This is a genomic window from Devosia rhodophyticola (genome assembly GCF_028816475.1).
Taxonomy (GTDB): Bacteria; Pseudomonadota; Alphaproteobacteria; order Rhizobiales; family Devosiaceae; genus Devosia; species Devosia rhodophyticola.
Window position 1 is genome coordinate 3289744 of sequence record NZ_CP118247.1, and the last position, 22710, is coordinate 3312453.

Genomic DNA, 22710 nt, shown 5'->3' on the forward strand with positions numbered 1-22710 from the left:
GCGCGGATAATATGCAGTCCGAGTACCGGGAGGTTGGGGAGCGCAATTTGCGTATTCTTGAAGCTTTGCTATTCGCATCGCGTGAACCTCTTACGGAAACGCAGTTGGCGACCTATCTTGGCGAGGGGGCGGACGTGGTGAGCCTGCTCGAAGTTCTGGCTCAGCGATATTCCCAGCGTGGGGTCAATTTGGTTCAGCGCGGTGGCGGTTGGGCCTTTCGAACTGCCGAAGATTTGGGACTGCTGCTGCGCCGCGAAGAGGAGGAAAATCGCCCCCTGTCGCGTCCGGCACTAGAAACTTTGTCGATCATTGCCTATCACCAGCCAACCACGAGGGCCGAAATTGAAGAAGTTCGCGGCGTGGCGACAGGCAAAGGGACGATCGACATTTTAATGGAAGCGGGGTGGGTCCGGATGCGCGGTCGTCGGCGAACCCCAGGTCGACCGGTAACCTATGGAACGACCGAGGCTTTTCTGGACCATTTTGGTCTGGAAACATTGGGTGATCTTCCCGGCCTGGAAGAACTGAAGGGGGCGGGACTGCTGTCGGGGCGATTGCCACCTTCGATGCAAATTCCACTGCCATTTGACGGCGCGCTTCGGGATGACGAAGACCCGCTTGATGAGGGGGACCCATCGGGTGATGAAGTTATGGAAGACAATTCACAGCCATGAATACAACAGATACGCGCGACGAACTGACGGGTTGGGGCGCGCGCGGCACCTCTGGCGTTAGCTTTGCGTCGGCGCTCAAATTTGACAATGTCGATGTAGCGCTTGGTGGGCGCACTGTTCTCGATAAATTTGAGCTTCAGTTGAACCCGGGCGAAATCGTGTGTCTGCTTGGTGAGTCCGGGTCGGGAAAGTCAACGGCACTGCGGGTCGCCGCCGGTATTCAGGCGGTTCACGGTGGACGCGTCTGGATCAATGATGAGGTTGTGTCGGCGCCCCATCGAACGTTGCCACCAGATCAGCGCGGCATTGGCTTGATGTTCCAGGATTTTGCTCTGTTCCCACATTTAAGTGTTCTGCAAAATGTGTGTTTCGGGCTTAAGGGGCTGGGCAAGGCAAACGCGCTGGTGCAAGGGCGTGCGGCGTTGCGGCGAGTCGGGCTTGGGGGCGGGAAGGGGACTTTCCGCACGTGCTTTCAGGCGGACAGCAGCAGCGTTTGGCCCTTGCACGAAGTGTTGCGCCACGCCCGGGGCTGCTTTTGCTCGATGAGCCTTTCTCGAGCCTGGATGCCCGCCTACGCGAAACCGTGCGCACGGAAACACTGGCGGTTCTGCGCGAAACCCATGCAACTAGCCTCATCGTCACCCATGATCCCGAGGAGGCGATGGTGCTGGGCGACCGCGTTGCGCTGTTGCGGCAAGGCCGGATTGTGCAGATCGGCACTGCGGCGGAGGTTTATCGCCAGCCCATCGACCTGAGTGCTGCGCGGTTTTTTTCACCATTGAGTGAACTTGAGGCGATTGTGAAAGACGGTCACGCGGAAACACCTCTTGGACCGCTGGCAACACCTGGCCTTGCCGAGGGTAGTGCCGTGACCATTGCGATCAGGCCTGCCGGGGGCGTCGAAATAGCGCAGCAGGGGCCGGGCGTTATTGGGCGTATTGTGTCAAAACGTGATGCAATTGGCGTGGACATATGCGAGGTCAAGGTCAATGGTATTGACGAACCGGTCGGTGTTCGACAACCGTCAAATGCGGCGCTGGCAGTCGGGCAGGAAGTGTTCCTTGCGCTAAATGGGGAACACGTTCTTGTGTTTGGGCGCGATTAAACCTATTTCTCAAGGTATCAAAAGCGTCTAACAGCGAATTTAGAGTTTAGGAGTTTATCATGCACGCACCAGGTATTTGGGGCATTCTCGTCGTCGCCGTTGTTGTTATTCTTCTATTCGGTCGGGGCAAGATCTCGGGCGTGATGGGCGAAGTTGCCACCGGCATCAAGGCTTTCCAAAAAGGCATGAAGGACGATGACAAGCCATCTGAGCGTATTGATACCGCGACAACGGTTGACGCACGCGAAGTTGACAAGAGCAAAGACGCCTAACAGCATCACTTTAATTTCCGGCGACCAAACAGGCTGCCGTATGGGTGCACCAAGGGAATACACATATGCTCGGTTTCGGCTGGTCTGAAATGATGATCATCGGCGTCGTGGCGCTGATCGTTATCGGGCCGAAAGATTTGCCCATGGTCATGGGGCGCGTCGGCAAGGTAATTGGTCAGATCAAACGCATGGGCAATGAGTTCCAGCGCGAGATCAACAAGACCACCGGTCTGAACGAAATTCGCAATCTGCGCAGTTCGATTACCGAGCCGCTCAAGAAAACTACGGACGAAATCCGCAAAGAGTTCAATGCGTTGACGCCTACAGGCGTTGAGCCGTCGGGTGCATTGAAGCCCAAGGATCCCAAAGTCGAAAGTGTCGTCGATGAAATTCATGCCGCCGCTGGCATGACTACTGCGAGCGCTAAAACCGAGCCACTCAAGGCTAATCCTGCACCCAAAAAGAAGCCTGCCAAGGCCAAGGCCGTCAATTCGAGCCGTGTCGCGTCAAATGATCTGGCGGCTGTCGGGACCGCAAGACCTGAAGCTGCCACATCAAAAAATGCTGCCGGGACCAGTACTGCCCGAGCCAGGCCATCGCGGGCGAAAGCCACGACAACCGCGAAACCTGCGGCAGCCAGGAAGGCGACGGCAAATTCCTCTTTCGCCCAAGTTGAGGCAGGCACAGCGCCGGGTTCGAAGCCTGCAGCCAAGAAAACCGTGACCAAGAAGGCCGCTGTCAGAAAGCCGGCAGCGAAAAAGGCCACGCCTCGCAAAGCTGCGGTTGAAAAACCTGTTGCCAGGAGCACGAATTCGGAGGCATCGGCAAACAAGCTTGACGTAGGCACCGTCACGGACAGCGCGAAAGCCGGGGAAGTTTAAGACATGGTCGACGCGCCGCAGATTGAAAATAAATCCACGGACGACGAGCTGGTAGGAAGCGAAGCCCCGCTGCTCGAGCATCTGATCGAATTGCGAAAGCGGCTGATCTATTCGGCGATAGCTCTAGTCGCACTGATGATCATTTGTTTTATTTTTGCCGGGCAGATATTCAACATTTTGTTGGGGCCATACCGGTCGATCTATTCCAATCCCGGTGATCTGGAACTTATTTATACCGCCCCTCAGGAATTTTTCTTCACCCAGCTCAATCTGGCGTTCTTTGGCGCGATGTTCCTGGGGTTTCCGTTCCTTGCTTCGCAAATTTATATGTTTGTGGCGCCAGGCCTATACAAGCATGAACGCAAGGCCTTCCTACCGTATCTGATCGCAACGCCGATATTTTTCCTTTTGGGCGTCTGTATGGTCTATTTTGCGGTTCTGCCGATGGCATTGCATTTCTTTGCTGGCATGCAGACTGACGAAATCAAGATGCTGACCAGCGTTTCGGAATATCTGGGGTTGGCTATGACGCTGATCCTCGCGTTTGGCGTCTGTTTTCAGTTGCCGGTCGTCCTCACGCTGCTGGCTCAGATTGATCTGGTAAACGTGGCCCAACTCAAGGTGGGGCGGCGTTACGCTGTGGTCGGTATCTTGCTGTTTGCTGCGTTCATCACGCCGCCAGACCCAATTTCTCAGCTTGGCCTTGCCCTGCCAATGTACCTGCTTTACGAGCTTTCCATCATGTCGGTGCGCTGGGTTGAGCGCAAACGCGCGGCTGCTGAAGCTGCTCGGGATGCCGATCTGTCGTAATCAGGGTTTTTATTTTACCCGCAATTCAGAGGCAGGTCCGTCGGGGCCTGACTGAACATGTTCGATATCAAGTGGATTCGTAACAACGCCGAAGCCTTTGATGCCGCTATGTTGCGTCGCAAGGGCGATTTTGCGACGGCAGCGGATCTGTTGAACATCGATGATCGGCGCCGTGACATCATCGTGCGGCTCAACGATGCGCAGGAAAAGCGCAACGCGATGTCCAAGCAAATCGGTCAAGCCAAGGCGCAAAAGGATGAGGCGAAGGCTTCTGAGTTGATGGCTGAGGTCGCCCGCCTAAAAGATATTATCCCAGTAGCGGAAGCTGATGAACGCCTGGTTGAGCAGGAACTGCACGTCGCCTTGTCTGTCCTGCCAAATTTGGTTTTCGATGATGTGCCGCAGGGCAATGACGAAAGCGACAATGTTGAATATTTCGGCAGAAACGGTACGGAGGAAACGGTTGCCAACGTTCGTGCGTCCAAGCCTGAATTTAGTTTTGCGCCCAAGGAGCATTTTGAAATTGGTGAGGCCAATGACGGGATGGATTTTGAAGTTGCGACAAAAATTTCCGGCAGTCGCTTTGTCGTGCTCAAGGGCCAGATAGCGCGACTGGAGCGCGCTCTTGGCCAATTCATGCTGGATCTGCACACAACCGAACATGGCTATACCGAAGTTCAGCCGCCGCTGCTGGTTCGGGACGAAGCGCTGTTCGGCACCAATCAGCTGCCCAAATTTGAGGAAGACCTGTTTTTCGCAGGGCATGGAGACGGCCGGCTGGCGCTGATCCCGACTGCAGAAGTGCCGCTGACCAATCTGGTTCGAGAATCAATTCTGTCCGAGGAAGAGTTGCCGTTGCGGTTTTCGGCTTTGACGCCGTGCTTTCGCTCAGAGGCGGGATCGGCGGGGCGCGACACACGGGGAATGTTGCGGCAGCACCAGTTCAACAAAGTCGAGATGGTTTCGATCACGCTGCCCAATGCGTCCTTCGATGAGCATGAACGGATGCTGGGATGTGCCGAGGCAGTGTTGAAAAAACTGGGGCTGCACTATCGGGTGATGGATTTGTGTACCGGCGATATCGGGTTTGGCGCAAAACGCACCTATGATCTGGAAGTGTGGTTGCCAGGGCAGGATACCTATCGCGAAATTTCGTCCGTATCAATTTGCGGCGATTTTCAGGCGCGGCGGATGAACACGCAATATCGTCCTGGCGGCGGTGAAAAACTCAAAGGCGGTCTGCCGTTCGTGCATACGCTTAACGGGTCGGGAACTGCTGTTGGGCGGTGTCTGATTGCGGTGCTGGAAAACTATCAGCAGGAAGACGGATCGGTTTTGATCCCCGATGTGCTGAAGTCGTATATGGGTGGGCTGACCTCCATTGGTGGGCGTAGTTGAGCCGGTCCATGCGCATTTTGATCACCAATGATGATGGCGTTGACGCGCCCGGCATTGCCATAATGCGCAAGATTGCGCAGTCGATTTCCGACGATGTCTGGATCGTGGCGCCGGATGGCAATCAAAGTGGAGCAGGGCATCGGTTTACGCTTGGACGAGAACTCTCGTTCGACCAACGCGAGCCGCAAGTGTTTGCAGTGGTTGGCGGGTCGCCGGCTGACTGTGTGGTCGCGGGATATACCCATTTGCTCAAGGATCGCGCGCCTGACTTGGTGCTGTCTGGGGTCAACCAGGGCCAAAACCTGGGGGATATCATCAATTGCTCGGGCACCGCTGCTGGCGCGCGCGAAGGTACTATGCAGGGCTCGCTGAGCATTGCGATGAGCCAAGCCGTCGACTATCAGGCGGGGAGCGACGTTGTCTGGGACAACGCCATTCAACATGGCGCGGCTGTCGTGCGGGCAATTGTTGCTCAGGCCCAGGGGCTTGATACCTACTATAATGTCAATTTCCCGCTTTGCGCGCCGACCGAAGTCAGCGGCATAGAGGTCGTGCCGCACCAGCGCTTCTCGCGCTCGGCCTTCCAATATTATGCCAGCGACAATGTCGGAAAATTTTTCATCGCGATTCCTGAAACGCCGATGCCGCTGGAGCGCACCCATGATTTTGAGGTGCTGCACAAGGACAGCGCCATCACTGTGACCCCGCTTAGCCTTATGCAGACCGATATGGGAACCGTTGGTCGCCTGCAGGGAAAGCTGGTGCTTTAGCGCAACAGCGCCGCGATTTTGCCAACGCGTGCACCCGGTTTGGTCTTAACCTTACCCAATTCAGAATCCCGATCACTAAACTTTGCGCAAATCGCATCGACTTTAAACTCGTCTTTACCTTACCGGCCTAGATTCAGGCTTGTGTTGAGTACCTGCGTACGAGTGAACTGATGAGTATCCGCGTATCCCTTCGGGCGCATAAAAGCGCCATTGCAATTGCGGGCGTTATGGCTAGTGCCGTTGCGCTTTCCGGGTGTACGGCGATTGGTGGTCGCGCTTTTAGCGACCCCACCGTCACAGGTTCGACAAACCAATATACCCCCGGCAATATCAACCAGCCCATGCCTGCATCGTTGGGGGCGCCAGCTGCCCAGGTTGCCGACGCGCGCTTTTTGCCGCCGCAGAATGTCGGATATGGGGGCGGCCAGGCGATAGCGCCGTCGCCGGCCGGGTACGCCGCACCCATGGCACAATTTCCATCCAGTCAGGGTGGCGCGCCGACGGTGACATCGCACGATTTACCAGTTCTGAACTCATCAACGGGAAACCAGCAAACCATGTCTGCACAGCAAAGCTTTGCCCCCGCTGCAGTCACTCCACCGACCGCCGCCATGGGTAGCCTACCAATCAATAGCGCAACCCCAACCATGGCGCCTGTCGCGTCGGCTGCGGCCAGTGGCGCGGTCTTCCGCCATACAATTGCGGGCGGCGAGTCTCTTTATACAATCGCCCGACGTTACGATGTGACAACGCAGTCAATCGTGCAGGCGAATAATCTCGGATCGCCGGATCGCATTGTGGTCGGGCAACAAATCATTATTCCCGGTCGCGCCGATCTTATTGGCAGCCAGATGGCGGCGCCAACGCCTGCGCCAACGCCTGCGCCGGCCCTCGTCGCAAGCGCTGCGCCTCACCTCATTGCTCCGACACCGGCAGGTCAGCGCCCAAGTCTGGCGCAAAGTGCCGTTCTTGCCCCTAAACCTGCCGCCGCGCAGCCGGTGGTCACCGCGCCAGTTGCCGCGCCTCAGGCTGCACCGGTGCAGCAGGCATCAATTGCGCCTCGTGAGCCCCAAATGTCGGGTTCGGACAAGTTCCGTTGGCCTGTCAGCGGTCGCGTTATTACGGACTTTGCCGCCTCCAAAGCTACGGGCATCAATATCGAAGTGCCAGAAGGCGCGTCGGTGAAGTCCGCCGAAAACGGAACCGTCATCTATGTGGGGTCCGGTGTCGAGGGGTATGGCAATCTCGTTCTTATTCGCCATCCCAACGGTTACGTATCGGCTTACGCCCACCTCAAGTCGATGAGCGTTGCCAAGGGTGCAGTCGTCAATCGCGGCGATGCCATTGGCGCAGCGGGCATGACTGGATCAGTTAGCAAGCCGCAGTTGCACTTTGAACTGCGCAAGGGCGCGACACCTGTTGATCCAGTGCCGCTTTTGGCCGGCTAAATTGAACACGGGGCCACTCGTGCGGGTCCCTGTGAAAACAGGGGCCTTTTTGTGTTCAGAGCTTCTTGCCTAGTTCACCGGCGAGAGTGCGGACCAATTGAATTGCAACCCGACCAGAGCGCGCGCCGCGTGTGGCTGCCCATTCGATGGCGCGGGCGCGCAACATTTCCTCATCAATCGGCAGGGCATAGTGGCTGGCATAGGCTCTGACCATGCTCAAGAATGTCTCCTGATCGCAATTGTGGAAGCCTAGCCACAGACCGAATCGATCCGATAGAGAAACTTTTTCCTCAACCGCTTCGCCGGGATTGATGGCAGTGGAGCGTTCATTCTCGATCATATCGCGGGGCATCAAATGACGTCGGTTCGATGTTGCATAGAACAGGACATTTTCGGGTCGCCCCTCCAAACCACCATCAAGAATGGTTTTGAGGGATTTGTAGCTCGCCTCGCCATTGTCAAAACTTAGGTCATCGCAAAAGACAATGAACTGGGCAGATTGGGACGCAATGGCGCGCATGAGGGCTGGCAGGCTCTCGATATCTTCGCGTGCGATTTCAATCAGAATCAGGCGGGCAAAACCCTCGCGACTGGCAATGTCGGCGTGAAGTGCCTTGACCAAAGAGCTCTTGCCCATGCCGCGCGCGCCCCACAGCAGCGCATTGTTGGCGCCATGACCGCGAGCGAACTGCTCGGTATTGCGCAGCAATATGTCCTGCACGGAATCAATGCCTTTGAGCATTGCCAACGGTACCCGGCTGACATTGGGGACCGGCATCAGGCGAGAATGGGCCGCATCCCAGTGGTAGGCGTCGGCATCGCTTAACGTTGCGGCATCAGCGTCTGATCCGGACGTAAGTGATTTCAGGGATGTCGCAATCGTGCTCAGCGATGATGCGATCTGGTCGAGATAGTCTTTGGTTTTCACCTGCAAGTCCTTGTCGAAGCCGCGTCAATTTGCGGCGTATTGAATGCCTTTGCAATGGAAGGTGCGCGAATGTATAGTCCGCGCGATTTTGTCCGGGGCGCAAGTGCAGATAGCTCCAAAAACGTCCAGTCGACGTTTGTTGGCTCAAACCGAGCCGCGACTTCTCTCAAGAAAAAGAACCCGTAAGGAACTCGACATATGTTTGTAACTCCAGCGTTTGCGCAAGCGGCAGGTGCTCCCGCCTCCGGTGGCTTCACCGATATTCTTGTACAGTTGGTGCCCATCCTGCTGCTGGTCGTCATTTTTTGGTTCCTGATCTTCCGGCCACAGCAGAAGCGGGTGAAAGCACAGCAGGCAATGCTCGGCGCTGTGCGTCGCGGTGATACGGTGGTTTCAACCGGCGGTATCGTCGGCAAGGTGACCAAGGCCGTGGATGGGGAAGACCTGGAAGTGGAAATCGCCCAAGGCGTGAAGGTCAAACTGGTTCGGTCCATGATCGCCGATGTCCGCTCCAAGGCGGAACCGGTCAACGACAACAAGCCAGCCTGATCTGACGTGAATGCCGGAGCCCGATTGGGCTCCGGTCTGTTTTTGCCCCAGGACATATCGATGAAATTCTCGCCGATCCGCACAGCCATTATCGTGCTCGTTACCCTTCTCGGGGTGCTTTTTGCCGTACCCAGCTTTTTGCCCAAGGCCGTACTTGATGCGTGGCCAAGCTGGCTACCGCAACAGACTATTGTCCTCGGATTGGACCTGCAGGGCGGTTCGCACCTGCTGCTGGAAGTTAACCGGGATAGCATTGTTACCGAGCGTTTGGGTGATTTGCGGCGCGACGCGCGCTCGATTCTGGCGAACGATAATGGTATCGGCAATATCATCACAACCGATGCGGCGACCAATTCACTCGACATCGAGTTGACCGATCCGACCCAGAAAGATACGGCGAAAACGGCCATCGAGGGCCTGCAAAACACGATTTCAAATTCGCTGTTCGCTTCTTCAGGTGTGGACGAGCTTGCGTTTGGCGAAACGTCGGACGGCAAGCTGACTATTTCGCTTACGGAAGCTGGTATTTCTGAGCGGATGTCGTCGCTGGTGGCGCAGTCGATTGAGGTTATCCGCAAGCGTATCGACGAATTGGGTACAACAGAACCGCTTATCCAGCGTCAGGGCACCAACCGGGTCCTGGTTCAGGTGCCAGGATTTGGTGATTCCGTACGACTCAAGGACATTATCTCGCGTACGGCGCGGCTGACTTTCCACATGGTCTATCCCGGAATGACTGCGGCGCAGGCCGAGACACAGGGCGTTCCTAGCGGAGCCGAGATCCTTGATAGCAATGACGGTGGCAAGGAACTGGTTTATGAAGACGTCGCACTTGGTGGCGAATCTTTGGTCGACGCGCAGCCCAGCTTTGATTCCCAGCGTGGTATTCCGGTTGTCAGTTTCCGTTTCGACACGCGCGGTGCCATAGCCTTTGGTGAAATTACCTCTGCCAACGTCGGCAAGCGGTTTGCCATTGTTTTGGATAATCAGGTTATCACGGCGCCGGTCATCCAGCAGGCAATCACCGGTGGCACGGGCCAGATTAGCGGTAATTTCACAACGGCAAGCGCCAACGATCTGGCGGTTCTACTGCGCGCGGGCGCGTTGCCTGCATCGCTGGACATTGTGGAAGAGCGCACGGTTAGCGCAGGACTGGGTGCGGATTCGATCCGCGCAGGTGTTCTGGCCGGCATTATCGGGGCAATTGCCGTCGTCACCTTCATGGTGATTGCTTATGGGCTGTTCGGCGTATTTGCCGATCTTGCCGTTATCGTGAACGTCGGGCTGATCCTTGGCGCGCTTTCGATGCTTGGGGCAACGCTGACGCTGCCGGGCATTGCCGGTATTGTTCTGACCATCGGTATGGCCGTTGACGCCAACGTGCTGATCTACGAACGAATACGTGAAGAACTGGCGGCGGGCCGCAGCAAGATTTCGGCGATTGAATCCGGCTTTCAGCGCGCCATGGGCACGATTTTGGATGCGAACATTACAACTCTTATCGCAGCGGTTGTGCTGTTCTATCTGGGCTCCGGTCCGGTTCAGGGCTTTGCTGTCACGCTGGCGCTCGGTATCGTTACGACCTTGTTCACGGCCTATATGGTCACCCTGTTCATCGTTGGACGCTGGTACAATTGGCGCCGTCCCAAGACGTTGACAATTCAGTTTGTTCGCCTGATTCCGGATGGCACCAAGATTCCGTTCATGGCAATCCGCAGGTATGCGATCGCCTTTTCGATCGTCACATCGATTCTGTCGCTAGGTTGGTTCGGCTATCATGGCCTCAACCTTGGTATTGACTTCCGGGGTGGCTCGTCAATCGAGATTCAGTCGAACGAGGGGCCTGCCGATCCGGGCGTGATCCGCGAGGCGCTGTCGCAACTCAATCTGGGTGACGTTCAGGTTCAGGGTTTTGGCGAGGAAGACCGTTTGCTGGTACGCGTTCAAACGCAGGACGGCGACAACTCGGCTCAACAGGAAGCGGTCAAGCGGATCGAGTCCACCGTTGTTGAAAAGGGATACTCCTTGCGCGGTACGGAAACGGTCGGGCCGACTGTTTCCAGCGAACTGGCGATATCGGGCGCAATTGGTTTGGCGGTCGCCATGTTCGGGGTGCTGATCTATCTGTGGTTCAGGTTCGAGTGGCAATTTGCGGTTGGTGCCATTATCGCTACGGGGCACGATGTCGTCCTGACCATTGGCCTGTTCGCGTTTTCCGGATTGGAATTCAATTCGTCCAGTATTGCGGCGATCCTGACGATTTTGGGTTATTCGCTCAACGACACGGTGGTGATTTACGACCGTATTCGCGAGTACCGAACGAAATACAAAAAGATCGATCTCGCAGAAATCATCGATATTGCGATCAATTCAACCTTGCCTCGCACGATCCTGACGGCGACAACGACATTCATTGCCTTGATGGCACTTGTGGTTTTCGGCGGCGAAGTCATTCGAAGCTTCACCATTTCCATGGCCTGGGGCGTGTTTGTCGGAACCTATTCGTCGATTTTCATCGCTGCGCCAATCCTGATCTATCTGGGTATCACCACCCGCGCGGATCAGCCTGAGGTTAAGGTCGAGGACAAGCGTGCGGATGGCGCGTCGGTCTGATCGACTGCCCAATACCAACAAATTTACGGTTTGACGGAGCAATTCTCCGCCAAACCGCTTTCGCGTTGTCCCAGCTGGAGGGGTAGATGAACGATATCGGACATTACCCCTATCAGGTTGGCATAGATGCCTACGGGAAGGGTGGCTTCCGGTTTGCGGACATGTCGCATCGGGGATCATTGCTTTGTCTACCGACCGGTATGCACGAGTGGCCTGTCGAGAATACGGCTCAACTGTCCCTATCGTCGCTCGATCCGGTACTGGCATTGTCCGAGCAGGTGGATGTGTTGCTCATCGGGCTTGGCGGCGACATAACCGCCCTGGGGCCTGATATTCGTGCCGCTTTGCGGGATAAGAAAATCATTGTTGAAGCAGTGGCGACCGGCGGCGCCGTGCGCACCTATAATATTCTGCTTGGCGAAAAGCGGGCGGTTGCGGCAGCGCTGATTGCGGTCGATACGGTTCGTTGATGCGTGAGACCAACCGCAAACTGACCGTAGAATTTTTGCGCGAGCATGATCGGGATAGATATCTGTCGTCATTGGTGTTGAGTGGAAACGCACGTGATGCGGTAACGGCTCTGCTGGCATTCAACGCAGATGTTGCGGCAATTCGTTCTCGCGTTTCCGAACCTGCGCCCGGTGAAATCCGGTTGCAGTGGTGGAACGACGCCCTGGCTGGGAGCGGGCATGGTGCGGTGCATAGCAATCCTGTTGCGGACTGCCTTCTCGCCACCCTCGATGAATTTTCGATACCCGTTGGCACGTTGCAGCGGTTGCTGGGCGCGCGGCGGTTTGATCTTTACGATGACCCGATGCCCGATCTGGAAAGCTTTGAGGGTTACGCAGGAGAGACCGCTTCCAGTCTTTACCAGATCAGTGCGATGATCTTGAATCAGGGAAATGTGGTGGAGGCCGGCGATGCGGCGGGTCATCTTGGCGTTGCCCACGCCATGATTGGTCACCTCCGAGCATTCGGTTTGAATGCCTCGGTGGGTCGCATATTTTTGCCGTGGTCGATTTTTGCTGCCAATGGCGTAAAGGAAGCAGAGATGTTTTCGGGAACCACCAGCGACGGCGTCGTTGAGTCACTCGGCCAGATTACAGAGTTGGCCGCGTCCCATCTCGACAAGGCGTCGGCAGCCATTGCGCAGTTGCCAAAGCAACTTCGTCCAGCCTTTGCAGCCATCGCGATGTTGCGCGCGCAGCATCGGCAATTGGATCAAATGCTGGAGCCGTATGCTGCGCCAGTCGATATGGCTGACTGGCGCAAGATTTTGGCGATGACTATCTGGACTTGGCGCAGCCGTTAATTAAGCCCATTCCATGATGTCCGTTAGCGCGCGGGACGTGATTGCCTTGCGCTTGGCTTTGGTTCTTTCGACGCTTTTCCAGCGGGTTACGCCTTCAGGCTTGGTGATGGTAACGGCCGGAAACAGGCCGAAATTGACATTCATCGGCTGAAAGCTTCGTGCGCCGCTATAGCCTTCAGCTTCGATATGCCCACCCGTGATATGGTTGATCAGAGCACCCATTGCCGTTGTCGGGCCAGGAGCGTCGAGCGGTTTACCGTGGAAATCACCTGCCGCCATTCGACCGGCCATCAGGCCGATTGCGGCACTTTCGACATATCCTTCTACGCCTGTCACCTGGCCTGCAAATCTGATACGCGGATCGGCCTTGAGCCTCAAGTTGCGGCCAAGCACTTTGGGGGAATTGAGGAAAGTGTTGCGGTGCAGCCCGCCCAGTCTTGCAAACTGGGCATTTTCCAGACCCGGTATCATGCGAAATATCTCGGCTTGTATGCCGTAGCGCATTTTGGTCTGGAAACCGACCATGTTCCACAGCGTTCCAAGCGCATTGTCCTGTCGTAACTGCACAATCGCGTAAGACTTGACGAGTGGGTCGCGTGGATTGGTCAGGCCAACGGGTTTCATTGGACCAAAGCGCAAAGTTTGTCGACCGCGCTCGGCCATTACCTCGATCGGCAGGCATCCATCGAAGTAGGGGACCTTTTCCCAATCCTTGAATTGATGTAGTTCGGCGCCAAGAAGTGCATCGACGAAATTATTGTACTCGTCCTCATTCATCGGGCAGTTGAGATAATCTGCGCCGTTTCCAGTTGGTCCAACCTTATCGTAGCGCGATTGGGCCCAGACGACTGATCGGTCAATGCTCTCTTCATGGACGATGGGTGCGATGGCATCAAAGAATGCCAACGAATCTTCGCCCGTCAGCGTGGAGATTCCCTCTGCCAACGCTGGGGAGGTGAGGGGGCCCGTAGCGATAACCACATTTGACCACTCTGCGGGCGGTAGTCCCGCAACTTCGCTGCGCTCAACTTCGATATTGGGATGCTGTTCAATGGCTTGGGTTACCGCAGCGGAAAAACCGTCGCGATCCACAGCCAGGGCACCACCTGCGGGCAAAGCATTCTTGTCAGCGGCTGCCATGATCAGCGAGTTGCAGCGGCGCATTTCTTCGTGAAGCAGGCCCACCGCATTGTGCTCATGGTCGTCGGACCGGAAGCTGTTGGAGCAGACGAGTTCGGCCAACCCTTCGGTCAAATGGGCGTCAGTCATACGCTGTGGGCGCATTTCGTGGATGATCACGTTTGCGCCGGATTGGGCGGCCTGCCATGCAGCTTCCGAGCCAGCAAGGCCGCCGCCGATGATGTGAATTGGTTCTGAATTTGCCATGCGAGGGGCCATAGCAAGCGGCTTGGCGCAAAGCAATCTCCATCGTTGTACGGCGATTGACCTGTAGATAAAACTCGGTAAACCGTGTGGTCAAAGGAGAAGAAAATGACAACCGATTTGACACTTTGGGGCCGCAAAAATTCTGCCAACGTCCAAAAGGCAGTCTGGGCGCTCGCCGAAGTTGGGAAAGAATATGAACACATTGCCGTGGGCGGTGCCTTCAAAGGACTGGACACACCCGAATACAGGGCGCTCAATCCCAATGGGCTGGTTCCGACGCTTCAGGATGGGGATCTGATCGTTTGGGAAAGTCAGGCGATCTTGCGCTATATCGCTGCTGAATATGGCGCGGAGAAACTTTGGCGGGCGACGCCGCGGGAGCGCGCTATTGTGGATCAATGGGCCGATTGGGGAGCGATAACATTTCAGCCTGCCTGGCTGGGAATTTTCATCAATGTGGTTCGCACGCCGAAGAGCAAGCAAAATCCAGACGCCATTGCGGCAGTAGTGAAGAAGTCGAACGATGCGATGGCATTGCTGGATGCACAACTGGCGGGGCGGGAGTTTGTCGCGGGAGATTTCAGCTATGCTGATATTGCCATCGGCGTGGCGTTATATCGCTGGTACACAATGGAATTTAATCGCCCGATACTGCCAAATGTTGATGCTTGGTATGATCGGTTGCAGTCCAGACCCACATTCAAATCGTCGATCATGGTCTCCTACGACGATCTTTACGTCCGCTAGAGCGGGTAAATTCCAGACACGAAAACGCCCGCTTTCTTTTGGAAGGCGGGCGTTCGAGCTTTTTGAGCGTTTTGGGTATTCTTTGCGGGCTTAGATGCTGCCGGCATGATCACGAGCAACGCGGCTGATGTCAGTGCGTGAAATGCCCAGATCATTGAGCTGACGGTTGTCGAGTGCAGTCAGTTCACGAACGGTCTGCTGATAAGCGGCCCACTTGCGGAAAGTCTTACGGATGTTCATTTGATAGTCTCCTTTGGTTACAAGACTATATCTAGTGGTGCGCACCCGATTTGAGCAGGGGTATATTGTTCAATAGAGCCATGCGCGGCCTGCAAGCCTTTAACCAATGCCGTTCATTCCGCGTTAACAATGTCCCAAATGCAAGGCCGCCGGACTTGATCCAGCGGCCCAATTTGCAATTGGTGGCAAAGGTCAGCGGTCGAACAGACCGCGTGCCATTTTTGAGAAATCTGGACCCGAAAGTCCCAAAAGGTCGGCATCACGTGTGGATGGTACGTCCATTTCCCGCAGCGTTTGCTTGATGTCGACTAGGCGCTTGACGCGCCAGACAGCACGGACAAACATTGGAAAATCCTCGAAAATTTCAACACCCCATAGTTGGGTGATTTGTTCAGGATCACCATACCCAAGCAGGCAAGTGAGCCATGTTGCGTATGCATGCCCAATTCGTCATCGCGACGATGATCCTGGCAGCCGATCTATTCGGCCGCGTCGCGCTCAAACTGGTGCCGACGACCTATCACCTCCTTGAGGAAGCGGCCGGTATGGGAACGCGGATTTGCGGCGATGTCTTCGGGCGTGCCAACGCCCACAATTTCGCCACCACCGTCGCCGCCTTCCGGCCCCAGATCAATTACCCAGTCTGCCGTCTTGATGACTTCAAGATTGTGCTCGATGACGATGACGGTATTGCCGCCCGCCACCAGCTCATGAAGAACATCCAAGAGTTTGGCCACGTCGTGAAAGTGCAGGCCCGTGGTGGGCTCGTCCAGCATATAGAGAGTTCGTCCCGTGGCGCGTTTGCTCAGTTCCTTGCTGAGTTTGACGCGCTGCGCCTCACCACCAGATAGGGTTGTTGCAGGCTGGCCGACCTTGACGTAGCCCAAACCCACACGCTGGAGCGTCGCGAATTTATCGCGAATAGAGGGCACGGCGGCGAAAAATTCGGCGCCTTCGTCAATGGTCATGTCCAAAATGTCGGAGATGGACTTGCCCTTGAACTGAACCTCCAGCGTTTCGCGATTATAGCGTTTGCCCTTACAGACATCGCAGGTGACATAAACGTCTGGCAAGAAGTGCATTTCAATCTTGAGCACGCCATCGCCTTCGCATTTGGCGCAGCGCCCGCCCTTCACATTGAAGGAGAACCGTCCGGGACCGTAGCCGCGGGTTTTCGATTCCGGCAGGCCAGCGAACCATTCGCGGAGCGGCGTGAAGGCGCCGGTGTAGGTCGCGGGGTTGGAGCGCGGGGTGCGGCCGATCGGCGACTGGTCAATGTCGATGACCTTATCCAGAAATTCCAAGCCGGTCAGGCTATCGTGTGGCGCGGGAATAACGCGGGCGCCGTTTAACCGTCGTGCAATCGTCTGATACATAGTGTCGATCATCAAGGTCGATTTGCCGCCGCCTGAAACGCCGGTGATAGCGACGAACATTCCCAACGGCACATCCACGGAAACGTTCTTGAGATTGTTGCCCGTCGCACCTTTAAGGCTCAATTTTCGCGATGGCGATGGTTCCCGGCGTACGGCGGGCATGGGGATGCCCATGCGACCCGATAAATACTTGCCGGTAATACTGTCTGGATGGTTGATGATATCTTCGGGAGAGCCCTCAGCAACGATATGGCCGCCATGCACGCCAGCGCCGGGACCAATGTCCAGAACGTAATCTGCGGTCAAAATAGCGTCTTCGTCGTGCTCGACCACGATCACTGTGTTACCGATGTCGCGCAGGCGCCGCAGCGTAACCAGCAATTGGGCATTGTCGCGTTGATGCAGGCCGATTGAGGGCTCGTCCAGCACGTAAAGCACGCCGGTAAGGCCGGAACCAATCTGGCTGGCCAAACGGATGCGCTGACTTTCGCCGCCCGACAATGAACCAGAATTTCGCGCCAGGGTGAGGTAGTCCAGTCCGACGTCGTTGAGAAAATTGAGGCGTTCACGAATTTCCTTGAGGATGCGTTCCCCAATGGTTGCCTGAGTTGGCGTCAGTTTGGCCAGCAGTGTGTCGAACCACTCCGCGCTCTTGCGAATGGACTTTTCAGTAACCTGACCAATATGCAGACCATCGATCTTGACGGCCTGCGCCTCGGGCTTGAGCCGGTAACCATCGCAGGCAACGCAGGGGGCCGAAGACATGTATTTTTCGATTTCTTCGCGCATGCCTGCGCTTTCGGTTTCCTTGTAGCGCCGCTCAAGGTTGCCAATAACGCCTTCAAAGGGCTTGGTTGTCTTGTACTGGCGCAAGCCATCGTCATAGACAAAATTAATCGGCGTCTTGCCGGTACCGTAAAGTACTGCTTCCTGAACGTCTGCGTCGAGCTCGTTCCAGGCGGTCCCTGTCGATGCGCCGAAATGTCGGGTCACTGCTTGCAGCGTCTGCTGATAATAAGGAGCAGATGTCTTGGACCAGGGCAAAATCGCCCCATCGCGCAGCGACAGCGTGTTGTCGGGCACGATCATGTCGCGGTCGATTTTCTTCTCAGTCCCCAGACCGTCACATACGGGACAGGCGCCGAACGGGTTGTTGAACGAAAACAGGCGCGGTTCGATTTCCGTAATGGTAAAGCCGGAAACAGGGCAGGCAAATTTTTCCGAGAGGGTGATCTGTCTGGCGGTACCGTCGGCCTCGGTTTCGTCGGCAAATTCGATCAGCGCAATGCCATCGGCAAGCTTTAGTGCTGTTTCAAAACTTTCGGCCAGCCGCCCACCGATATCCTCGGAAACAACAAGACGGTCAACGACCACCTCAACATCATGCTTTATCTTCTTGTCGAGATGTGGAGCATCCTCGATTTCGTGGAACTGGCCATCGATCTTGACGCGTTGAAAGCCTTTACGCATCAGGTCGGCAAGTTCTTTTTTATACTCGCCCTTTCGGCCGCGGATCATTGGGGCAAGCAGATAGATGCGGGTACCCCCGGGAAGCTCCAGTACCTTGTCGACCATTTGCGACACGGTCTGGCTTTCAATGGGCAAGCCTGTGGCGGGAGAATAGGGCACGCCGACGCGGGCAAAAAGCAGGCGCAGATAGTCATAAATCTCGGTAACGGTGCCTACCGTCGAGCGGGGATTGCGCGAGGTGGTTTTTTGCTCAATTGAAATGGCCGGGGACAGCCCCTCGATATGCTCGACATCTGGCTTTTGCATCATTTCAAGGAATTGACGCGCGTAGGCAGAAAGGCTCTCCACATAGCGCCGCTGGCCTTCGGCATAGATGGTATCAAATGCCAGGGAAGACTTTCCCGACCCGGACAGGCCAGTCATGACGATCAGGCTATCGCGGGGCAGCTTGACGTCGATGCCCTTGAGATTGTGCTCACGCGCGCCGCGAATGATGAGTTCACGATTTTGGCTGGGCTTTGTGGTCATCTTTTTTCCGTGGCTTAGATTTTTGGGGTGCGGGCCGCACCGGCGCGGCGGTACCCAGCCAGCTTCGCTGCAAGGCAATCGTTCAAATAGGCGCGGCATACAGCACAGACAAGCGTAGTGTGCCGAACAATGTTCAGATCACTCTCACCATATAGTGTCCGTCAAAATTGGCCAGACGGCGTCGCTGCATTCATGGAACATAAGCAGAACAATTAGGAGTCGGTCAAGTGCTGATATCTGTAGCCTAGATTCAAATGTACATTGACTCGCACGCGCAATGGAACATAAAATGAACAAAATTCGGTTCTGTCTGAAGCCGACGCCGTGAATGGCTTGTTCACAACCTGCATTTTCTGGCACTTTTGGGGCAGAGCCAAGGTAAGGTGGGGACAAGGCTCAAAGCTACCGCGGCGCGTGTTCGAGACGCGATTCAGTCGGGGCGAAAGCAAAATTCAGACCCCCGGCCAAGGGACACGGGGTTATCGCGAAAGGACATCACCATGGCGGGAAGCGTCAATAAAGTCATTCTGGTCGGCAATCTCGGCGCAGATCCCGATGTGCGCAGCATGACGAACGGCGGCAAGGTGGTAAATCTGTCGATTGCCACATCGGAACGTTGGAAAGATCGCAATTCAGGAGAACAGCGTGAACGGACCGAATGGCATCGCGTTGTAATTTTTTCGGAAGGGCTGGCCCGGGTAGCGGAAAGCTATTTGAAGAAGGGGTCCAAGGTATACATCGAAGGCCAATTGCAGACGCGCAAGTGGCAGGATCAGAGCGGACAGGACAAATATTCCACTGAAGTTGTCCTGCAGGGCTTCAATTCTAACCTTACGCTGCTTGACAGTCGCGGCGATGGGGACAGCGCTGGTGGGGGCGATGGCGGATTCCGCGGTGCTCGTCCGACCGAGAATGCTGGGGGCGGGGGACGCCGACCAGCTGCAAATGCGCCAGCATTCGAGTCTGGCGGTATGGACGACGATATTCCGTTCTAGTACAGCGGCGTCAGCCCAATTATATGGGCGGCCAAACGGCCGCTCTTTTCATTTGTCGGTTGGACCGATCACTGTGTGAACGGAATGTTGGCGCGGATTTTTTCGCCGCTTTCCACATACTCAACCTGAAACCGGACGTTGATCTTGCCGCTATCGAGCGCGATTTGTGCAGTGACAGTCACATCTTTGCCATTGGGGCCGTCTTCGCGGTCCCGCTCGTGCAGGTCGAATACGATGCTGCCATTGCGCTCCTGGCCGACGGCAATGCCACTAAAACGCGCGTTGGACGTCATGGCTGCCTCGAAACGGCTCTTGTCGGCGATATAGGCGAGGGTGCCTTTCAGGGCCAGGTTGTTACCGGCGACGACGCAGCGTCCCGAATAATTGACCTTGTCGCCATTTCCTTGCGTCAGTGAAAGGCGGCAAACGACCAGTTCGGTGTTTTTCCCTGTCAATGTGCCGCGCCCACGCCAGTCACCAATGTATGATTTGAGCAGGGCAACATCGCCCGGCGCTGCAGTCACCGGTGTTGCGTAGGCAGCGCCAGCGACCAACATTCCCACCATGGCGATTGATCGTGCCAAGGCACCAAGAAATTTCATGTCGACCATTCTCCCTGGGTCAATATCCCGCATGGCAGTTTCGTTGGCCGTTCTAGCAAATTTTTGAATCTCTTGCCCAGTGGATCCGGCCAAATTGAACGCCGCAACTTATTCTCGATGATCATGTTTTTTCGGATGGTATGGCTTGCCTGTGAGCCCGATCACCCAATCGAACGCGAAGTCGCCCCAATGGATTAAAAAATTTTCTACCCGACATCAAAATTGCCGGGAGCATGAACAAATCACCAATCAGGGCGAGTGCCAGCGACAGCACAAACAATGTACCGAACAGCGCCACTTGGGGCAGTTCCGAGAAGGCAACAATGACGGTTCCTGTGCACAGGATAACGGTAGTCGCCACGATGGCACCGCCAATTCGGAACAATGTGTTTTTGACCGCTTCTTCGTGATTGTGTTGATGATCGCGACGACTATGCACGTAATGGGCGAGGAAATGGATGGTGTCGTTGACGGCGATTCCGAAAGCGATTGTCAGGGCGATCACTGTGGTTAGTTGCAACCCGGACCCGCTGAACCACAAATAGGCCTCGGTTCCGAGGATGGGAAAGAGATTGGGCAGGATGGAAACCAGAGCAATGCGGAGCGACTGAAAAGCCAAGCCGATCAGAAGAATGTTGATCAGCACGCTTATGGCCAGCGAAATCTGTAGAGATCGCACGATATCGTCCGTCGCAAAGGTGGTCATGACGCGGAAACCACCCACCTCGGCATTGGGGATCCCTGCAGCGCGGATTTTTGTTTCGAGCCGATCTACCAGATCGGCAAGCTTTCCACTTTTGAGAATTGTCGGCATGAAGCCGGTAACCAGCGCCTGTGAGCCGTCGTCGGTAACGAAGCGCCGACGCATGAAAGGGCCCACAGCATCAAGAACCTGTGCCCGGCTAAATCCGCTTTGTGTGTAGTTGCTCATGCTGGCGGCGGAGATGACTTTGTTCACCCCCAACTCATGCTCAAGAATTTGATGCACGGTTCGGATCATCTCAAAATCACCGGGACCGATATCGGGGTCGTTTTCCTGCAGCGGTACGCGCACATAGATCGGGGCAACGCCACCAACGCCGGTGTCTATTTCTTCGGCGGTTTGCATGGCCGTGGAGTTCTTGGCCATGAAATCTTCAAGGGCGAACCTGGGCTCGATCAGAAAGAAGGGAATAAACAGCAGAATTACAGTTATTGCCGACAGCACTGTCAGTGGGCGGCCGTATTTCCTGGCCAGCTTCCAGGCGACCGGGATCGGCGCATTCAGTGCGAAATTGGGCGATCTTGGCAATTTGAAACCAAGCCTCAACGCGGTTCTAAGCAAAACCGGCAGCACCGTCATCATGCAGATAAACATGATTGCGCTGCCAACGGCGCCGGCAATCGAAAATTCCTCGACGCCGCGACCGGGCGAAAAATACAGCGAGGTAAAGGCCACAAGCGTCGTTAGAGTGGTGAGCGCCGTGGCTGGCCCAACCAACCTGAGGGTGGCATCAACGGCGTCGTAGGGATCCATGCCATCACGCCAATTGGCCAGCCAATTGAAGATAAAGAACATGCTCTCAGCGAAAGCCATCACAACCACCAGTGTCGTGACGATGATGGTCAGGAATGAAAACGAACCAAACATCATGATCACGGAGCCAATGGACCAGATGACGGCAATCAACGGGGTTGTAGCGACCAGAATTGCGCCAAAGAAGGACCGGAGGGCGAAAAACGCAATGAGCGAACCGATGGTGAACCCGTAGATAGTGAACTTGATTTGATCGTTGACGGCGGCGTCGAGCATTTCTGAAGTCCAGATTGGCGGACCGGTCAACTCTATCTGCAGGTTCGCGCTCTGATATTGCGCCGCCAACGCACGCAGGCTGGCCAACATCTCTTTTGTGCCACCATCCTTGCTCAGTTCGGAATTGGGAAACATGATGAGCACAACGCCAGTCAGGTCCGGCGTGATCAGATTGCGCATCATTGGATCGTTCTGCTGCAGATCGGCAAGAGCGTTTGCCACATGGGCTTTGTCAGTCATTCCTTCGGGCACCGCGGGCATTGACCCGCCAGTGCCGTCGGGTTTGCGCAGCGTGAATGGCGACATGGTGCCGTCAGCGAAATCGTTCAGTTCGAGATCGAAGGCCAGGTTGCGCACCTGCTCCAAAACCGTGGGGTCCGTCAGTTGGTCGGAATGGACCAGAACGTAGATGTCGTTTTCAAAGGTGCCAAACGTATCGGCCAGTCGTTGATACGCATCGAAATAGTGACCCGAATTGGCATAGACGCGCAGAAGGTTGCCATCAACATTGGCTTTTGGGAGCTGGAAAGCGCAGAGGAGGGTAAATGCGAGTACGCAAAGCGCCATGATGCGCGGAAAACGCAAAGTGGCGAGACCGAGATACTCAAGGCCAAATCCAATCGAGCGTTCAAGCGTCAAAATGCGCTGCAGGCGCGCGATCAAGGATTTTTGGCGCAACGGCTCGAATCTCCTTTTGTGGCCCTCAGAACAGAATTGGTAGGTGGTAAAGTCGGCGCCGTCCAGCGGGCGCGGACAGCAGCCATGGCAATCCTTGGCATTGTGGTGCGGAATCGCCTATAGGATATGCATGTTG

Annotated in this window: 21 protein-coding genes and 1 pseudogene; 15 read left to right on the forward strand and 7 right to left on the reverse strand. The window is 55.8% G+C overall.

What is annotated here, in order from left to right; translation table 11 throughout:
• Positions 1-11 precede the first annotated feature (11 nt).
• The 9 genes and pseudogenes from scpB (at position 12) to PSQ90_RS16185 (ending at position 7358) form a co-directional block, all read left to right on the forward strand.
• Positions 12-674 (forward strand): SMC-Scp complex subunit ScpB, encoded by a 663-nt coding sequence (gene scpB, locus PSQ90_RS16145; RefSeq protein WP_282213101.1) that lies wholly within the window; start codon positions 12-14, stop codon positions 672-674.
• Positions 671-1057, forward strand: a pseudogene (locus PSQ90_RS16150) (ATP-binding cassette domain-containing protein); the annotation flags it as partial. The gene scpB and the pseudogene PSQ90_RS16150, both read left to right, overlap by 4 nt.
• A gap of 110 nt (positions 1058-1167) precedes the next feature.
• Positions 1168-1779, forward strand: a complete 612-nt coding sequence (locus PSQ90_RS16155; protein ID WP_282211273.1) for an ATP-binding cassette domain-containing protein — start codon at positions 1168-1170, stop codon at positions 1777-1779.
• A gap of 59 nt (positions 1780-1838) precedes the next feature.
• The gene (gene tatA / locus PSQ90_RS16160; RefSeq protein WP_282211274.1) at positions 1839-2051 is read left to right on the forward strand and encodes a twin-arginine translocase TatA/TatE family subunit; all 213 of its coding nucleotides are present in this window, start codon (positions 1839-1841) and stop codon (positions 2049-2051) included.
• A 65-nt stretch (positions 2052-2116) separates the two neighbouring features.
• Complete coding sequence (tatB, locus tag PSQ90_RS16165; protein ID WP_282211275.1) at positions 2117-2932, forward strand: Sec-independent protein translocase protein TatB; 816 nt, start codon at positions 2117-2119, stop codon at positions 2930-2932.
• A 3-nt stretch (positions 2933-2935) separates the two neighbouring features.
• Positions 2936-3742 carry a twin-arginine translocase subunit TatC gene (tatC, locus tag PSQ90_RS16170; RefSeq protein ID WP_282211276.1) on the forward strand — a complete coding sequence of 269 codons (807 nt, stop codon included), beginning with the start codon at positions 2936-2938 and terminating at the stop codon, positions 3740-3742.
• A 57-nt stretch (positions 3743-3799) separates the two neighbouring features.
• Entirely contained in the window at positions 3800-5140 is a 1341-nt protein-coding gene (gene serS, locus PSQ90_RS16175) for a serine--tRNA ligase (protein ID WP_282211277.1), read from the forward strand.
• Positions 5141-5148: 8 nt separating this feature from the next.
• Positions 5149-5910, forward strand: coding sequence for a 5'/3'-nucleotidase SurE (surE, locus tag PSQ90_RS16180; protein WP_282211278.1), 762 nt, complete (start codon positions 5149-5151; stop codon positions 5908-5910).
• 170 nt (positions 5911-6080) lie between these two features.
• Positions 6081-7358 (forward strand): M23 family metallopeptidase, encoded by a 1278-nt coding sequence (locus tag PSQ90_RS16185; RefSeq protein ID WP_282211279.1) that lies wholly within the window; start codon positions 6081-6083, stop codon positions 7356-7358.
• A gap of 55 nt (positions 7359-7413) precedes the next feature.
• Here the strand turns inward: PSQ90_RS16185 and PSQ90_RS16190 are convergent, their stop codons facing one another.
• Positions 7414-8286: an ATP-binding protein gene (locus PSQ90_RS16190; RefSeq protein WP_282211280.1), complete on the reverse strand. Its 873-nt coding sequence runs from the start codon at positions 8284-8286 to the stop codon at positions 7414-7416.
• A 198-nt stretch (positions 8287-8484) separates the two neighbouring features.
• On the opposite strand from PSQ90_RS16190, the gene yajC reads away from it, so the two are divergent.
• The 4 genes from yajC to PSQ90_RS16210 all read left to right on the forward strand — a co-directional run bounded on the left by yajC (position 8485) and on the right by PSQ90_RS16210 (position 12760).
• Positions 8485-8835 (forward strand): preprotein translocase subunit YajC, encoded by a 351-nt coding sequence (gene yajC / locus PSQ90_RS16195; protein ID WP_282211281.1) that lies wholly within the window; start codon positions 8485-8487, stop codon positions 8833-8835.
• A gap of 60 nt (positions 8836-8895) precedes the next feature.
• Entirely contained in the window at positions 8896-11448 is a 2553-nt protein-coding gene (gene secD, locus PSQ90_RS16200; protein ID WP_282211282.1) for a protein translocase subunit SecD, read from the forward strand.
• Positions 11449-11534: 86 nt separating this feature from the next.
• Complete coding sequence (locus tag PSQ90_RS16205; protein WP_282211283.1) at positions 11535-11918, forward strand: Mth938-like domain-containing protein; 384 nt, start codon at positions 11535-11537, stop codon at positions 11916-11918.
• Positions 11918-12760 carry a phytoene/squalene synthase family protein gene (locus PSQ90_RS16210; RefSeq protein ID WP_282211284.1) on the forward strand — a complete coding sequence of 281 codons (843 nt, stop codon included), beginning with the start codon at positions 11918-11920 and terminating at the stop codon, positions 12758-12760. Before PSQ90_RS16205 ends, PSQ90_RS16210 begins: the two co-directional genes overlap by 1 nt.
• Here the strand turns inward: PSQ90_RS16210 and trmFO are convergent, their stop codons facing one another.
• Positions 12761-14146: a methylenetetrahydrofolate--tRNA-(uracil(54)-C(5))-methyltransferase (FADH(2)-oxidizing) TrmFO gene (gene trmFO, locus PSQ90_RS16215; RefSeq protein ID WP_282211285.1), complete on the reverse strand. Its 1386-nt coding sequence runs from the start codon at positions 14144-14146 to the stop codon at positions 12761-12763.
• 105 nt (positions 14147-14251) lie between these two features.
• Here trmFO and PSQ90_RS16220 point away from each other — a divergent pair, with 105 nt between their 5' ends.
• The gene (locus PSQ90_RS16220) at positions 14252-14893 is read left to right on the forward strand and encodes a glutathione S-transferase family protein (RefSeq protein ID WP_282211286.1); all 642 of its coding nucleotides are present in this window, start codon (positions 14252-14254) and stop codon (positions 14891-14893) included.
• Between the two features lie 90 nt (positions 14894-14983).
• Here PSQ90_RS16220 and PSQ90_RS16225 read toward each other — a convergent pair whose 3' ends face one another.
• From PSQ90_RS16225 to uvrA, 3 genes are all read right to left on the reverse strand, one after another.
• The gene (locus PSQ90_RS16225) at positions 14984-15133 is read right to left on the reverse strand and encodes a DUF1127 domain-containing protein (protein WP_282211287.1); all 150 of its coding nucleotides are present in this window, start codon (positions 15131-15133) and stop codon (positions 14984-14986) included.
• A 192-nt stretch (positions 15134-15325) separates the two neighbouring features.
• Entirely contained in the window at positions 15326-15478 is a 153-nt protein-coding gene (locus PSQ90_RS16230; protein ID WP_282211288.1) for a hypothetical protein, read from the reverse strand.
• Positions 15479-15612: 134 nt separating this feature from the next.
• A complete protein-coding gene (gene uvrA, locus PSQ90_RS16235; RefSeq protein WP_282211289.1) occupies positions 15613-18507 on the reverse strand; it encodes an excinuclease ABC subunit UvrA in 2895 nt (964 codons plus the stop codon).
• A 500-nt stretch (positions 18508-19007) separates the two neighbouring features.
• Here uvrA and ssb point away from each other — a divergent pair, with 500 nt between their 5' ends.
• The gene (gene ssb, locus PSQ90_RS16240) at positions 19008-19502 is read left to right on the forward strand and encodes a single-stranded DNA-binding protein (protein ID WP_282211290.1); all 495 of its coding nucleotides are present in this window, start codon (positions 19008-19010) and stop codon (positions 19500-19502) included.
• Between the two features lie 68 nt (positions 19503-19570).
• Here ssb and PSQ90_RS16245 read toward each other — a convergent pair whose 3' ends face one another.
• Positions 19571-20104: a hypothetical protein gene (locus PSQ90_RS16245; RefSeq protein WP_282211291.1), complete on the reverse strand. Its 534-nt coding sequence runs from the start codon at positions 20102-20104 to the stop codon at positions 19571-19573.
• A 121-nt stretch (positions 20105-20225) separates the two neighbouring features.
• Positions 20226-22574 carry an efflux RND transporter permease subunit gene (locus PSQ90_RS16250; RefSeq protein WP_282211292.1) on the reverse strand — a complete coding sequence of 783 codons (2349 nt, stop codon included), beginning with the start codon at positions 22572-22574 and terminating at the stop codon, positions 20226-20228.
• Positions 22575-22710 lie beyond the last annotated feature (136 nt).

Coding starts and splice junctions, on each gene's coding strand:
- PSQ90_RS16205 (WP_282211283.1), top strand. CDS start 11,535: ATGAACGATATCGGACATTACCCCTATCAGGTTGGCATAGATGCCTAC.
- yajC (WP_282211281.1), top strand. CDS start 8,485: ATGTTTGTAACTCCAGCGTTTGCGCAAGCGGCAGGTGCTCCCGCCTCC.
- PSQ90_RS16230 (WP_282211288.1), bottom strand. CDS start 15,478: ATGTTTGTCCGTGCTGTCTGGCGCGTCAAGCGCCTAGTCGACATCAAG.
- PSQ90_RS16210 (WP_282211284.1), top strand. CDS start 11,918: ATGCGTGAGACCAACCGCAAACTGACCGTAGAATTTTTGCGCGAGCAT.
- tatC (WP_282211276.1), top strand. CDS start 2,936: ATGGTCGACGCGCCGCAGATTGAAAATAAATCCACGGACGACGAGCTG.
- PSQ90_RS16225 (WP_282211287.1), bottom strand. CDS start 15,133: ATGAACATCCGTAAGACTTTCCGCAAGTGGGCCGCTTATCAGCAGACC.
- tatA (WP_282211274.1), top strand. CDS start 1,839: ATGCACGCACCAGGTATTTGGGGCATTCTCGTCGTCGCCGTTGTTGTT.
- PSQ90_RS16185 (WP_282211279.1), top strand. CDS start 6,081: ATGAGTATCCGCGTATCCCTTCGGGCGCATAAAAGCGCCATTGCAATT.
- secD (WP_282211282.1), top strand. CDS start 8,896: ATGAAATTCTCGCCGATCCGCACAGCCATTATCGTGCTCGTTACCCTT.
- trmFO (WP_282211285.1), bottom strand. CDS start 14,146: ATGGCAAATTCAGAACCAATTCACATCATCGGCGGCGGCCTTGCTGGC.
- PSQ90_RS16220 (WP_282211286.1), top strand. CDS start 14,252: ATGACAACCGATTTGACACTTTGGGGCCGCAAAAATTCTGCCAACGTC.
- uvrA (WP_282211289.1), bottom strand. CDS start 18,507: ATGACCACAAAGCCCAGCCAAAATCGTGAACTCATCATTCGCGGCGCG.
- scpB (WP_282213101.1), top strand. CDS start 12: ATGCAGTCCGAGTACCGGGAGGTTGGGGAGCGCAATTTGCGTATTCTT.
- ssb (WP_282211290.1), top strand. CDS start 19,008: ATGGCGGGAAGCGTCAATAAAGTCATTCTGGTCGGCAATCTCGGCGCA.
- tatB (WP_282211275.1), top strand. CDS start 2,117: ATGCTCGGTTTCGGCTGGTCTGAAATGATGATCATCGGCGTCGTGGCG.
- PSQ90_RS16245 (WP_282211291.1), bottom strand. CDS start 20,104: ATGAAATTTCTTGGTGCCTTGGCACGATCAATCGCCATGGTGGGAATG.
- serS (WP_282211277.1), top strand. CDS start 3,800: ATGTTCGATATCAAGTGGATTCGTAACAACGCCGAAGCCTTTGATGCC.
- surE (WP_282211278.1), top strand. CDS start 5,149: ATGCGCATTTTGATCACCAATGATGATGGCGTTGACGCGCCCGGCATT.